The organism is Sphingopyxis sp. 550B, assembly GCF_057401805.1.
This window is the reverse complement of record NZ_CM171610.1, coordinates 1,728,110-1,741,957: the sequence shown is the minus strand read 5'-3', so window position 1 is coordinate 1,741,957 and position 13,848 is coordinate 1,728,110. Positions and strand designations below refer to the sequence as shown.

Here is a 13,848-nt window from a genome sequence, read left to right as displayed (position 1 = left end):
GGTCCGCCCTGCTACACCGCCGCCATGTCCGAGAAGAATCACCTCTATCTGGTCGATGGCTCCAGCTACATCTTTCGCGCCTATCACCGCCTGCCGCCGCTGACGAACCCCCGGGGCGTGCCGGTCGGCGCGGTCTATGGCTACACCACCATGTTGTGGAAGCTCGCGAAGGATCTGCACGCCGCCGACGGCCCGACGCACCTCGCCGTCATCCTCGACCATTCGAGCCAGTCGTTCCGCAACGAAATCTATGACCAGTACAAGGCGAACCGGCCCGATCCGCCCGCCGACCTGGTTCCGCAATTCCCGCTGATCCGCGACGCGACGCGCGCCTTCTCGCTGCCGTGCATCGAGATGGAGGGTTTCGAGGCCGACGACCTGATCGCCAGCTATACCGAGGCCGCGGTGCGCGAGGGGTGGGACGTCACCATCGTCAGCAGCGACAAGGACCTGATGCAGCTCGTCCGCGAGGGCAATGGCGCGCCGGAGGTCGACATGCTCGACACGATGAAGAACGTCCGGCTCGGTCTCGACGCGGTGCAGGAAAAATTCGGCGTCGGTCCCGAACTGGTCGGCGACGTGCTGGCGCTGATGGGCGACAGTGTCGACAACGTCCCCGGCGTGCGCGGGGTCGGACCCAAGACCGCGACCAAGCTGATCGTCGAATATGGCGACCTGGAGGCGGCGCTGGCGGGCGCCGCGACGATGAAGCCGTCGAAGCTGCGCGACAATCTGATCGAACATGCGGAGATGGCGCGGCTGTCGCGCATTCTGGTCGACCTCAAGCGCGACTGCCCGCTGCCCGAGCCGATGGAGGATTTCCGGCTGGGTGCCATCCCGCCCGAGCCGTTGAAGCTTTTCCTCGACGAGCATGGCTTCCGTTCGCTGTCGGCGAAGCTCGACACCGGGACGACGCCGGGCGGTCCGCCGACGCTGCCGCGCGCGGTGGATGCGGGCGCTGCCGCCGCCGCGCCTTCGACCCCGACGCTGCCGCCGATGCTGCCGATCGACCGCTCGCTCTACGAGACGGTGACGACGATCGAGGCGCTCGACCGCTGGATCGAGGCGGCGCGCGCCGCGCATGTCGTCGCGGTCGATACCGAGACCGCGAGCCTCGACAGCGTCACCGGGACGCTCGTCGGGGTCAGCCTGTCGACCGGTCCGGGCAAGGCCTGCTACATCCCGCTCGGCCACGGCGGCACCGACATGTTCGCCGAAAAACCCGAACAGGTGCCGGTCGCCGATGCACTCGGCCGCCTCCATTCGCTGTTCACCGACGAGGCGGTGCTCAAGGTCGGCCACAACCTCAAATATGACATCGGCGTGCTCGCGCAGCACGGCGTGCGCATCGCGCCCTATGACGACACGCTGGTGATGAGCTTCGCGCTCGACGCGGGCAAGCACGGCCACGGGCTCGACGAACTGGCCAAGCTTCACCTCGATCACACCTGCCTGACCTTCAAGGAGATGTGCGGAACCGGCAAGTCGCAGATCAGCTTCGCCGAGGTGCAGCTGGCGCGGGCGACCGAATATGCGGCCGAGGATGCCGAGGTCGCGTGGCGGCTGTGGAGGCTGCTCAAGCTGCGCCTGCCGCTCGAAGGCGGGACGCGCGTCTACGAGATGGTCGATCGCCCGCTCGTCGCGACCGTCGAGGCGATGGAGCGCGCGGGGATCATGGTCGACCGCGACTATCTGGCGCGGCTGTCGGGCGAGTTCGCGAACGCCATGCTGCGCACGGAAGGCGAGATTCATGCGCTCGCGGGCCAGCCGTTCGTGATCGGCAGCCCCAAGCAGCTCGGCGAGATATTGTTCGACAAGCTGGGCCTGAAGGGCGGGCGCAAGGGCAAGTCGGGCGACTGGTCGACCGACCAGAACGAACTGGAACGGCTCGAGCGCGACGGCGTGCCGATCGCGCGGAAGGTCCTCGAGTGGCGGCAGCTCGCCAAGCTGAAATCCACCTATACCGACGCGCTGCAGCAACAGATCAACGCGAAGACCGGCCGCGTCCACACCAGCTACAGCCTCGTCGGCGCGCAGACCGGGCGGCTGTCGTCGACCGACCCGAACCTTCAGAACATCCCGATCCGTACCGAGGTCGGTCGGCAGATCCGCGACGCCTTCATCGCTGCGCCGGACCATGTCCTGATGGCGGCGGACTATAGCCAGATCGAGCTGCGGCTCGCGGCGCACATGGCCGATGTGCCCGAACTGAAACAGGCCTTTGCGCAGGGGCAGGACATTCACGCCGCGACCGCGATCGAGCTGTTCGGCGAGGTCAACCGCGATACGCGCGCCAAGGCCAAGACGATCAACTTCGCCATCCTCTACGGCATTTCGCGCTGGGGCCTCGCGGGGCGGCTGGAAATCACGCCCGACGAGGCGCAAGCGTTGATCAGCCGCTATTTCGAGCGCTTTCCCGGCATCAGCGACTATATTCAGGCCACGCTGGAGGGCGCGCGCGAACATGGCTATACCGAGACGCTGTTCGGCCGCAAAACCTGGTTCCCGCGCATCAAGGCCGCGAACCAGAACGAGCGGCAGGGCAGCGAGCGCGCTGCAATCAACGCACCGATCCAGGGCACCAGCGCCGACCTGATCAAGCGCGCGATGGCGCGCATGCCCGGGGCGCTCGCCGATGCCGGACTGTCCGACGTGACGATGCTGTTGCAGGTCCACGACGAACTGGTCTTCGAAGCCCCCGAGGCCAAGGCCGAAGCCGCGGGCGCGGTGATCCGCCGCGTGATGATGGGCGCTGCCGAGCCGATACTGAAGCTGTCGGTCCCGATCGACGTCGAGATCGGAGTCGGCAAGAGCTGGGGCGACGCGCATTGACCGGCATCGCCCTTCTGCTCGCCGCCTTCGCCCTCGATCCGCTCGCGGCCCCTCCCCCCGCCGAAACCGCTGCGCCGGCACCCGTCGCCGAAAGCGACCTGCGCGAGTTCGCGGCCGTCGTCGGCCGCAAGGCGGTGGGCCGGACGGTCGGCGGCCCGCTCGGCACCGGCGACAAGATTCTGCTGCTCGCGCGCGACGACAAGGGCTTTCCCGCCGTCGCGGGCAGCTTCGGCTTTTCGGTGCGCCAGTCGCTCCCCGCCCCGCCCGCGGGCACGCTCGCGGTCGTGCGGCTGCACCAGCGACCCGAAACCATCGTTCCCGGTCCAACCCCCGACGACCTCGCCTTCGTCACGACGAACCGATTGCCGCTGTTCGTGATCGGCGAATGGGCACGCCCCGCGCCGATGTGGGAAGTCGCGTGGATCGACGGCGCCGCGCGTTTCCGCACCATCGGCGAGGTCGGGGAGATCGGCCCCTGGCGCGATTAACGGCCCATCGCGACTGAAGCGGCGGCCGGCTCCAGCGCCCTTTCGCCGCGCGGCCTTTCGCTCTATGGCGGTTCGGTGACGTCTGGCTGACGCAGATGTGACAGCCAGAAACGAAAGGCAGACATGTCCGGTATCCCGAGCGCCGAGATGAAGGCCCCGACGCGTATCCAGCACAATATTCTGGCGCGCAGCGAGCGCCGCCTTCTGAACTGGCTGTGCGCGCGCCTGCCCGCCTGGGTAACGCCCGATCAGCTCACCCTGCTCGGTTTCGTCGGCGCGCTGATGGTCGCCGCGGGTTACATGCTGAGCTGGCTCGACAATGAATGGCTCGGCCTGTCGCTCGCCGGCTATGTCGTCAACTGGTTCGGCGACTCGCTCGACGGCAGCCTCGCGCGCTGGCGGCGGATCGAGCGTCCCGCCTACGGCTATTTCGTCGATCACAGCGTCGACGCGATGGCGACCTTCCTGATGATCGGCGCCTTGGGGCTCGGTCCGCACATGCGCTTCGAAGTCGCGCTGCTCGCCGTCACCGGCTATTTCATGCTGTCGATCCACACCTTTCTGGCGGCGAAGATCATCGGCGAATTCCGCCTCTCCTATCTCGCGGGCGGCCCTACCGAGCTGCGGCTGATGCTGATGGCGATGACCGCGGCGATGCCGCTCGTCGGCCCCGACATGGTGGCGGGCACCGGTTTTTCGGCGTTCGACCTGTTCGGCCTGTTCGTCGCGAGCATCCTGGTGACGCTGTTCATCATCCAGAGCTTCACGACCGCACGGATGCTCCGCCATCGCGGCAGTTAGGCACCGGCCGGTTCCAGTGCCACGCTATCCGCGCACGCGCGCCATCGGATAGGTGCCGAGCAGGCTCACCGACTTGGTCTGGAAATCGAGTTCCTCCAGCGCGCGGTCGACGGCTTCCTCGCCCGGCGCCCCGACGATGTCGGCATAGAATTTGGTCGCCGCGAAGCTGCCGCCGAGTTGATAGCTTTCGAGCTTGGTCATGTTGACGCCGTTGGTCGCGAAGCCGCCGAGCGCCTTGTAGAGCGCGGCGGGGATATTCTTCACCTCGAAGACGAAGGTCGTCATCAGCGGCACGCCCTGCGGCTGCGTATCGCGCGGCGTGCGCGCGAGGACGACGAAGCGCGTCATATTGTGATCGGCGTCCTCGAGTCCCGTCGCGTGAAGCGTCAGGCCGTACAGGTCGGCGGCATGCGGCGGTGCGAGCGCGGCGAGCCCGACCTCGTCGCTGTCGGCGACCCAGGCGGCGGCCCCGGCGGTGTCGCTGTGCGCCACCGGGTCGATCCGGTTCGCGCGCAGCCATTTGCGGCACTGACCCAGCGCCTGCTCGTGGCTCATCGCGCGCGTCACCGGGCCGAGGTCGCGGCTCATCAGCCCGTAGCGGATGCGCAGGAAATGCTCGCCGACGATCGACAGGCCGGATTCGGGCAGCAGGAAATGGATGTCGGCGACGCGGCCGTGCAGGCTGTTCTCGATCGGGATGATCGCACGGTCGACGCGCCCTTCGCGCACCGCGTCGATCGCGTCCTCGAAGGCATAGCAGGGCAAGGGCAGCGCGTCGGGGTCATATTCGCGCGCAGCAAGGTCGCTGTTCGCGCCGGGGGCGCCCTGAAACGCCAGGCCGCGCGCGGGCTCGGCCAGCGCCGCCGCCTTCATCTCGTCCACCAGTCGCTGCGCCGACGCCGAATAGCTGCCCATATCTGCCTTCCCCAGCTGCGCCGCGGCGCATAGCGGGCCGTCCGCGGCGGCGCAATGGCGGCGTCGCCGATTTCATCCCCTTGCGCCGCCGCGCGCGCACCAGTAAGGGAGCGGCCAATCATATCATGCGCCTGTTGATCAAGGGCGCCAGCGAACGGGGCTGCAAGCATGGACAATCGCAACAACACTATTGCCGGCTGGGTATTGTTCGCCGGTATTTGCGCTCTCGGCCTGTCGATCGGGACCGGGATGCTGTTTGCGAGCCACAACCCCGAAAAGCCCGGCTATCCGATCGAGGACGCCGAAGGTGGCGGGGGTGCCGCCGAATCGGCCGTGCCGCTCGCCAACCTGCTCGCCGCCGCCGATCCGGCAAAGGGCGAGGCGGTGTTCGCGAAGTGCGCCGCCTGCCACACGATCAACTCGGGCGGCGCCAACGGCATCGGCCCGAACCTGTGGGGCGCGCTGGGCAAGCCGCACGGCCACGTTCCCGGCTTCGCCTATTCGGATGCGCTGAAGAGCGTCCCGGGCAACTGGGATTTCGAAGGCATGGACAAGTGGGTGACGAGCCCGCGCAAATATGCCCCGGGCACGAAGATGTCGTTCGCCGGCCTGTCGAACCCCGAGGATCGCGCCAACCTGATCGTCTATATGAACAGCATGGGGTCCAACCTGCCGCTGCCCGCGCCCGAAGCCGCGCCGGCTGAAGACGCCGCCGCCGAAGGCGAAGCCCCGGCAGAGGGCGCCGCGCCCGCGGCAGGTGACGCGGCTGCCGCGCCCGCCGATGCGGCCGCACCTGCACCGGCCGAAGCGAAAAAGTGATGCGCCGCGCGCCCGCCTTGCTGGCGGTCGCCTTCGCGCTCGCCAGCTGCGGACAGCCGGACCAGCCCGCCTCCACGGACGATCCGGCGTCGGAATCCGCGACACCGGCAGAACCGGCTGAGCCTGCGGCTGCGGTGGAACCGACCGCGGCGATGGGCGAGCCGCTGTTCAAGCGCTGCGTCGCCTGCCACACGATCGACAAGGACGGGCGCAACGGGGTCGGTCCGAACCTGCACGGCATCGTCGGCCGCGCGGTCGCCTCGCACCCCGGCTTCTCCTATTCGGGCGCGATGAAGGCCAGAGGCGGCGTCTGGGACGAAGCCGCGCTCGACGCCTATCTGGCCGCGCCGATGAAGAATCTCCCCGGCACCCGCATGGCCTTTGCCGGCATCCCCGACGCCGCCGAACGCAAGGCGCTGATCCTCTATCTGGCGGCGCAGTCGGAATAGCGCCGGCCGGGCGATTTCCATCTGTCCGGGCTGCTCGCAGCTCCGGCTTTCGCCGAAGCGACGGTCCGGTCAATGATGATCGTCGTTCGCGTAGAAATTCTGGATGATGCCCCACGCCTCGTCCGCCGTCTCGACGAAGGCGAAGAGGTCGAGGTCGCGGGCGCTGATCACGCCTTCCTCCACCAGCGCCTCGAAATCGACGACCCGGTTCCAGAAGCTCTTGCCGAACAACAGCACGGGAATCGGCTTGATCTTGCCCGTCTGGATCAGCGTCAGCAGTTCGAACATCTCGTCGAAGGTGCCGAAGCCGCCGGGGAACACCGCGACCGCGCGCGCGCGGAGCAGGAAGTGCATCTTGCGCAGCGCGAAATAGTGGAACTGGAAGCTCAGCGACGGGGTGACGTAGCGGTTGGGGGCCTGCTCGTGCGGCAGCACGATGTTGAGCCCGATCGACTCGCGCCCCTCGTCCGCCGCGCCGCGGTTCGCCGCCTCCATGATCGAGGGGCCTCCCCCCGAGCAGACGACGAAATGCCGGCATCCCCGGTCGTCGCACGGCGTCTGGCTCGCAAGCCGCGCAAGCTGGCGCGCCTCGTCGTAATATTTAGCCTTCGCCTTCAGCCGGCGCGCGATGTTGCGCTGGACGTCGTCGGTCGCCGCGGTTTCGAGCGCATCGGCCTGACCGGGCTCGGGAATGCGCGCCGAACCATAGATGACGAGGGTCGACTCGATCCCCGCCTCGTCGAGCAGCAGTTCGGGCTTGAGCAGTTCGAGCTGGAAACGGACCGGGCGCAGATCCTCGCGCAGCAGGAAATCGGTGTCCTGAAAGGCCAGCCGATAGGCGGCGCTGGCGGTCTGCGGCGTGGTGGTCGCCTGCTGGGCGAATTGCGCGTCGTCCTTGGCCTTGTGGAAACGCGAGCGATGGGGTTGCTTGTCTTTTGCCATGCCGCCGCAGCTAGCCGCCCGCGCCGCGCTTGCCAAGTCAGCGGCAGAAACCGTTGCCGCTCATGTCGAGGTGGAAATGATTGTAATGGGCGGCGTTATAGTCGGGGCTGAGCACCGTTCCGAAACGCCGGCACGCCGATTTGTGCAGCGCGCGCAGGAAGTCCTGCGACGGCCTATCGCCCTTCCACCCACCGTCGAGCATGATCCGCCGCCCGTCGGCGAGCACGAAGCCAGCGACGTCGATCGCGTTCGAATAGGCGTGCTGCGACAGCCGCCCCGACCGGCCGCCATAGATGTTGCGGCAGCTGTAGGTGCCATAGGTCTCGATCTTCACGACCTCGGTCCCGAAATATTTCCGCGCCGCGGGGCGCACCGCATATTGCGCCCAAGCCGCGAAATTGCGCGCGAGCGGACAGGTCATCGGCCCGAGGTTCGTCACCGGGGTGCCGATGTCGAGCAGTTTCACCGAATCGATCGAACTGCACCCGCCGCCATGATCCTGGTTCGGCAGCGGCGTGAAGCGCACCCCCGCCTGCTTGAGGTCGAAGGCGCATTGCTGCGCGTCGGTGCTGGTGAAGGACGGCGCGCCGGTGACCTGCGGGCGCTGGACCGTCGTCGCGCCGGGACGCTTCGCATCGGACCGCTTCATCACGTCGGGAGCGCCGAAGCAGGCCGACAGCGCAAAGGCCGCGGTGGCCGCAACGAGCATTCGGGGCTTCAAGACCGTCGGGATCGCCATGCCGTCAAATTATCGACGAAAGGGTTAACAGCCCGTAAACCATCTTCGCGGTTCGTCGCAAATGATGCGATGCCCCTCTATTCTCGGCGATGGAGATCGGCGAGCGGAAGCCCCCGCATCGCCGCCGCCCGCACAAATCATTTGACAGTTGCGCCCTCCTCCTTAAACGCGGCGCCGGGCCACGCGGTCCCAACGCCGCGCGTGCTCTCTGTAAGGAGAGTTGACATGACTGAAGTGCGTAAACCGCAGGCCAAGCCTGCGCGTCCCTTTTTCTCTTCCGGTCCCTGCGCCAAGCCGCCGGGCTGGTCCCCCCAGAAGATCGCTACCGAATCGCTAGGCCGTTCGCATCGTGCGAAGATCGGCAAGGCGCGTCTCGCCCTTTGCATCGAGCTGATGCGCGAGATGCTGCGCCTGCCCGACACGCACCGCATCGGCATCGTCCCCGGATCGGACACCGGGGCCTTCGAAATGGCGATGTGGACGATGCTGGGCGCGCGGCCGGTCACGGCGCTGGCCTGGGAAAGCTTCGGTGAAGGTTGGATCACCGATGCCGCCAAGCAGCTCAAGCTCGACCCGACGGTCGTCCGCGCCGATTACGGCCAGCTTCCCGACCTGAACCAGGTCGACTGGTCGAATGACGTGCTGTTCACCTGGAACGGCACCACCAGCGGCGTGCGCGTGCCGGACGGCGACTGGATCGCCGACGACCGGCAGGGGCTGTGCTTCGCCGACGCGACCAGCGCCGTGTTCGCCTATGACCTGCCGTGGGACAAGATCGACGTCGCGACCTTCAGCTGGCAGAAAGTGCTGGGCGGCGAAGGCGCGCACGGCGTGCTGATCCTCGGCCCACGCGCGGTCGAACGGCTCGAAAGCCACACCCCCGCATGGCCGCTGCCCAAGGTGTTCCGCCTGACGAAGGGCGGCAAGCTGACCGAGGGCGTGTTCAAGGGCGAGACGATCAACACCCCGTCGATGCTCGCGGTCGAGGATGCGATCTTCGCGCTCGAATGGGCAAAGGCGCTCGGCGGGCTCGACGGCCTGAAGGCGCGCAGCGATGCGAACGCCGCGGCGCTCGACGCGATCGTCGCGGACCGCGACTGGCTGAGCCACCTCGCAGCCGATCCGGCGAGCCGGTCGAAAACCTCGGTCTGCCTGTCGGTCGCCGGCGCGGACGCGGATTTCATCAAGAAATTCGCCGGCCTGCTCGAAGCCGAGGGCGCGGCCTATGACATCGCAGGCTATCGCGATGCGCCGCCGGGCCTGCGCATCTGGTGCGGCGCGACCGTCGACACCGCCGACATCGAAGCGCTCGGGCCGTGGCTCGACTGGGCTTACGCCGAACTGTCGGCCTGACGCTCCCTCTTTTCCGCTGGCCCTGAGCTTGTCGAAGGGCCGCCCTTTTCTTCCGACGTCCAAAAGAAGAACTGTCCTTCGACAGGCTCAGGACGAACGGCATTTTTGAAAGTCACCGAAATGACCACACCCAAAGTCCTCATCAGCGATAAGATGGACCCCAAGGCCGCGCAGATCTTCAAGGAGCGCGGCATCCAGATCGACGAGATCACCGGCAAGACCAGGGACGAGCTGATCGCGATCATCGGCGATTACGACGGCCTCGCGATCCGCTCGGCGACCAAGGTCACCGCCGACGTCCTCGCCGCCGCGACCAATCTGAAGGTCGTCGGCCGCGCCGGGATCGGCGTCGACAATGTCGACATCCCCGAAGCGTCGAAGAAGGGCGTCGTCGTGATGAACACCCCCTTCGGCAACAGCATCACCACCGCCGAGCATGCGATCGCGATGATGTTCGCGCTGGCACGGCAGATCCCCGAAGCCAATGCGCTGACACAGGCGGGTAAATGGCCGAAGAATGATTTCATGGGCGTCGAACTCACGTCGAAGACGCTCGGCCTGATCGGCTGCGGCAACATCGGCAGCATCGTCGCCGAACGCGCGCTGGGCCTGAGGATGAAGGTCGTCGCCTTCGACCCCTTCCTGACCCCCGAGCGCGCGATCGAACTGGGCGTCGAGAAGGTCGACCTCGACACGCTGCTGGCAAAGGCCGACTTCATCACGCTGCACACGCCGCTGACCGATCAGACCCGCGGCATCCTGTCGAAGGAGAATTTGGCCAAGACCAAGCAGGGCGTGCGCATCATCAACTGCGCGCGCGGCGGCCTGATCGACGAGGCGGCGCTGAAGGACGCGCTCGATTCGGGTCATGTCGCGGGCGCCGCGCTCGACGTCTTCGCGACCGAACCGCCGGCCGCGGACAATCCGCTGCTCGGTACGCCGAACTTCATCTGCACGCCGCACCTCGGCGCCTCGACCGACGAGGCGCAGGTCAATGTCGCGATCCAGGTCGCCGAGCAGATTTCGGACTATCTGCTGACCGGCGGCATCACCAACGCGCTCAACGTCCCCAGCCTGTCGGCCGAGGAAGCGCCCAAGCTGCGCCCCTATATGAGCCTTGCCGAAAAGCTCGGCAGCCTCGTCGGCCAGCTCGCGCACGACAATCTGACCACGATCTCGGTCGAGGTCGAGGGCGCGGCGGCCGAGCTCAACATGAAGCCGATCACCGCCGCGGTGCTCACCGGCCTGATGCGGCGCTATTCGGACAGCGTGAACATGGTCAACGCCCCCCACCTCGCGCGCGAGCGCGGGCTGGACGTGCGCGAGGTGCGCCACGACCGCGAGGGCGATTACCAGACGCTCGTCCGCGTCACCGTGGCGACCGAGGCGGGCGATCGGTCGGTCGCGGGCACGCTGTTCGGCAACAACGAACCGCGCCTCGTCGAGATGTTCGGGATCAAGGTCGAGGCCGACCTCGACGGCCATATGCTCTATATCGTCAACGAGGACGCGCCCGGCTTCATCGGCCGCATCGGCACCGCGCTCGGCGAGGCGGGGCTCAACATCGGCACCTTCCACCTCGGCCGCCGCGCCGCGGGGGGCGAAGCGGTGCTGCTGCTCAGCCTCGATTCGCCGATGCCCGAACCGCTGCTGTGGCAGGTCTGCCAGCTTCCCGGCGTGAAGACGGTGAAGGGACTGACGTTTTAAGCCAGCTTTTCAAATCCCGTTCGCATCGAGCGAAGTCGAGATGCCCATCGATGAAACGCTTCCCTTCGGGGTGTCTCGACTACGCTCGACACGAACGGATTTCGAGGTCGGTTGAATCCCTGCCTTCACCCTCCTAAGGCCAGCCCCATGACCAAGGCCCCCGCTCTGCTTCCCGAAGGCCTCCGCGACCGCCTGCCGCGCCAGGCGGAGGCGGCGTCGCGCGTGACGCGCGCGCTGGTCGATGCGATGCGCGCGCACGGTTACGGCCGCGTCGCGCCGCCGCTCGCCGAGTTCCGCGAGACGCTGAGCGGAGACGACGCCCGCGCGGCGCGCGACCTGCTGCGCTTCACCGACCCGGTGTCGCAGCGCACGCTGGCGCTGCGCCCCGACATCACGCGGCAGGTCGGGCGCATCGCCACCTCCCTGCTCGCCGCCGCGCCGCGCCCCCTGCGCCTCTGCTACGCGGGGCAGGTGGTGAAGCTGCGCGCGAGTCAGCTTCGCCCGGCGCGCGAGATGCTGCAGGTCGGCGCCGAACTGATCGGCAGCGACAGCGTCGCGGCGGCGCGCGAGATCGTCTCGGTCGCGATCGACGCGCTCGACGCGGCGGGGATCGGATCGGCGACGATCGACTTCACCCTCCCAGACGTCGTCGACCTGCTCGCCAGCGGTCCGTTGCCCGTCGCCGCCGACCGCGAAAATCTGCGCGACGCGCTCGACGCCAAGGATGCGGGCGCGCTCGTCCGTCTCGGCGCCCAGGCCTATCTGCCGCTGCTCCGCGCGACCGGGCCGTTCGACCGCGCGCTCGCTGACCTGCGCGCCTTCGACCGCGACGGCACGCTGGCAAGCCGCCTCGACGCGCTCGAGGCGATCGCCGCGCCGATCCGCCAGCGCGCCGCGCTGACCCTCGATCCCACCGAGCGCCACGGCTTCGCCTATCAAAGCTGGTTCGGTTTCCAGATCTTCGTTCCCGGCCATGGCGACGCGATCGGCCGCGGCGGCGGCTATGCGATCCCGCTCGGCGAGGAACAGGAGGAGCCGGCGGTCGGCTTTTCGCTCTATCCCGACCCGCTGATCGACGACGGCCTGGGCGCCGCGAACGAGGCCGAGCGCCGCATCTTCCTGCCGCTGGGCCACGACGCGGCGCTCGCCGCCAGCCTGCGCGCCGATGGCTGGCGGACGATCGCCGCGCTCACCGACGCCGACGAGGCCGGACGACTCGGTTGCGGGTGGAGCCTGGGGCCCGACGGGCCGGTCGCGGTATAGAGCATCATGCCTTAAATATGCACCGTTTGCCCTGAGCTTGTCGAAGGGCCGTTCTTTCTATCAGGCGCCGCAGAAGAAGGACGGTGCTTCGACAAGCTCAGCACAAACGACCTTGGGGGTGTTCCCCTGCACGACCGGGATCCGGCACGGACCCACCGCATATTCCACGCCCCGCCCCTTGCCTCTGCGGCCAAATCCGCTAAGCCCGCGCCGGGCCGGACCGGGCCGCATTCAGCAGGACAGCATCATGGCAAATGTCACCGTCATCGGGTCGCAATGGGGCGACGAGGGCAAGGGCAAGATCGTCGACTGGCTCGCCAATCGGGCCGACGCGGTCGTCCGCTTTCAGGGCGGGCATAACGCCGGCCATACGCTCGTCGTCGGCAACCAGACCTACAAGCTGTCGCTGCTGCCCTCGGGCATCGTCACCGGCACGCTGTCGATCATCGGCAACGGCGTCGTGCTCGATCCGTGGGCGCTGCGCGACGAAATCGCAAAGCTGCGCGGACAGGGGGTCGAGATCAATCCCGACAATTTCGCCATCGCCGACAATTGCGCGCTGATCCTGCCCTTTCACCGCGACCTCGACGCGCTGCGCGAGACGGCGGCGGGCGCGGGGAAGATCGGCACCACCGGGCGCGGCATCGGTCCCGCCTATGAAGACAAGGTCGGCCGCCGCGCGATCCGCGTCTGCGACCTTGCGCACCTCGACCATCTCGAACCGCAGATCGACCGCCTGACCGCGCACCACGACGCGCTGCGCGCGGGCTTCGGTGAGCCGCCGATCGACCGCGAGCGCCTGCTCGCCGACCTCGCCGAGATCGCCGACTTCGTGCTCGAATATGCGCAGCCGGTGTGGAAGCGGCTGAAGAAGGTGCGCAAGGCGGGCGCGCGCATCCTGTTCGAGGGCGCGCAGGGCGTGCTGCTCGACATCGACCACGGCACCTACCCCTTCGTCACCAGTTCGAACACCGTCAGCGGCACCGCGGCGGCGGGCTCGGGCCTCGGCCCCTCGGCGGTGGGTTTCGTGCTCGGCATCGCCAAGGCCTATACGACGCGCGTCGGCAGCGGCCCCTTTCCGACCGAACTGGAGGACGAGACCGGCCAGCAGCTCGGCGAGCGCGGGCATGAATTCGGCACCGTCACCGGCCGCAAGCGCCGCTGCGGCTGGTTCGACGCGGTGCTGGTGCGGCAGAGCTGCGCGGTGTCGGGCGTCACCGGCATCGCGCTGACCAAACTCGACGTGCTCGACGGGTTCGAGAAGGTGCGCATCTGCACCGGATACCGTCTGCACGGCAAGATCCTCGACTATTTCCCGAGCCACGCCGCCGATCAGGCCGCGGTGGAACCGATCTACGAGGAGATGGAGGGCTGGGCCGAATCGACCGCGGGCGCGCGCAGCTACGCCGATCTGCCGGCGCAGGCGATCAAATATATCCAGCGCGTGCAGGAACTGATCGAAACCCCGATCGCGCTCGTCTCGACCAGTCCCGAGCGCGAGGACACTATCCTGATCCGCGATCCGTTCAGCGACTAGGAA

12 protein-coding genes are annotated in these 13,848 nt (G+C 67.8%); 9 read left to right on the top strand and 3 right to left on the bottom strand.

The genetic code is table 11. From position 1 onward, the window contains the following. The first annotated feature begins 24 nt into the window (after positions 1 to 24). The 3 genes from polA (at position 25) to AC2S9W_RS08070 (ending at position 4,121) form a co-directional block, all read left to right on the top strand. Positions 25 to 2,832, top strand: a complete 2,808-nt coding sequence (gene polA / locus AC2S9W_RS08080) for a DNA polymerase I (protein WP_486571852.1) — start codon at positions 25 to 27, stop codon at positions 2,830 to 2,832. Further along, positions 2,829 to 3,320: a hypothetical protein gene (locus AC2S9W_RS08075; RefSeq protein WP_486571851.1), complete on the top strand. Its 492-nt coding sequence runs from the start codon at positions 2,829 to 2,831 to the stop codon at positions 3,318 to 3,320. The genes polA and AC2S9W_RS08075 overlap by 4 nt, the downstream gene beginning before the upstream one ends. Positions 3,321 to 3,443: 123 nt before the next feature. Then, on the top strand, positions 3,444 to 4,121 hold the full coding sequence (locus tag AC2S9W_RS08070) for a CDP-alcohol phosphatidyltransferase family protein (protein WP_486571850.1): 678 nt from the start codon (positions 3,444 to 3,446) through the stop codon (positions 4,119 to 4,121). Positions 4,122 to 4,145: 24 nt separating this feature from the next. Here AC2S9W_RS08070 and AC2S9W_RS08065 read toward each other — a convergent pair whose 3' ends face one another. Next, a complete protein-coding gene (locus tag AC2S9W_RS08065) occupies positions 4,146 to 5,036 on the bottom strand; it encodes a prephenate dehydratase (protein ID WP_067110357.1) in 891 nt (296 codons plus the stop codon). A gap of 168 nt (positions 5,037 to 5,204) precedes the next feature. Between AC2S9W_RS08065 and AC2S9W_RS08060 the strand changes: the two genes are divergently transcribed. Next, positions 5,205 to 5,855: a c-type cytochrome gene (locus AC2S9W_RS08060; RefSeq protein WP_067181810.1), complete on the top strand. Its 651-nt coding sequence runs from the start codon at positions 5,205 to 5,207 to the stop codon at positions 5,853 to 5,855. Further along, positions 5,855 to 6,304: a c-type cytochrome gene (locus AC2S9W_RS08055; RefSeq protein ID WP_076074381.1), complete on the top strand. Its 450-nt coding sequence runs from the start codon at positions 5,855 to 5,857 to the stop codon at positions 6,302 to 6,304. The genes AC2S9W_RS08060 and AC2S9W_RS08055 overlap by 1 nt, the downstream gene beginning before the upstream one ends. 69 nt (positions 6,305 to 6,373) lie before the next feature. Here the strand turns inward: AC2S9W_RS08055 and AC2S9W_RS08050 are convergent, their stop codons facing one another. Next, a complete protein-coding gene (locus tag AC2S9W_RS08050; protein WP_212597543.1) occupies positions 6,374 to 7,246 on the bottom strand; it encodes an LOG family protein in 873 nt (290 codons plus the stop codon). Positions 7,247 to 7,283: 37 nt separating this feature from the next. After that, positions 7,284 to 7,955 (bottom strand): extensin family protein, encoded by a 672-nt coding sequence (locus tag AC2S9W_RS08045; RefSeq protein WP_234002577.1) that lies wholly within the window; start codon positions 7,953 to 7,955, stop codon positions 7,284 to 7,286. A gap of 255 nt (positions 7,956 to 8,210) precedes the next feature. Here AC2S9W_RS08045 and AC2S9W_RS08040 point away from each other — a divergent pair, with 255 nt between their 5' ends. The 4 genes from AC2S9W_RS08040 to AC2S9W_RS08025 all read left to right on the top strand — a co-directional run bounded on the left by AC2S9W_RS08040 (position 8,211) and on the right by AC2S9W_RS08025 (position 13,845). Next, complete coding sequence (locus tag AC2S9W_RS08040) at positions 8,211 to 9,338, top strand: phosphoserine transaminase (protein ID WP_486571849.1); 1,128 nt, start codon at positions 8,211 to 8,213, stop codon at positions 9,336 to 9,338. A gap of 120 nt (positions 9,339 to 9,458) precedes the next feature. Continuing rightward, a complete protein-coding gene (serA, locus tag AC2S9W_RS08035; RefSeq protein ID WP_486571848.1) occupies positions 9,459 to 11,045 on the top strand; it encodes a phosphoglycerate dehydrogenase in 1,587 nt (528 codons plus the stop codon). A gap of 147 nt (positions 11,046 to 11,192) precedes the next feature. Continuing rightward, on the top strand, positions 11,193 to 12,308 hold the full coding sequence (locus AC2S9W_RS08030; protein WP_076074374.1) for an ATP phosphoribosyltransferase regulatory subunit: 1,116 nt from the start codon (positions 11,193 to 11,195) through the stop codon (positions 12,306 to 12,308). Between the two features lie 247 nt (positions 12,309 to 12,555). Continuing rightward, positions 12,556 to 13,845 carry an adenylosuccinate synthase gene (locus tag AC2S9W_RS08025; RefSeq protein WP_067113039.1) on the top strand — a complete coding sequence of 430 codons (1,290 nt, stop codon included), beginning with the start codon at positions 12,556 to 12,558 and terminating at the stop codon, positions 13,843 to 13,845. Positions 13,846 to 13,848 lie beyond the last annotated feature (3 nt).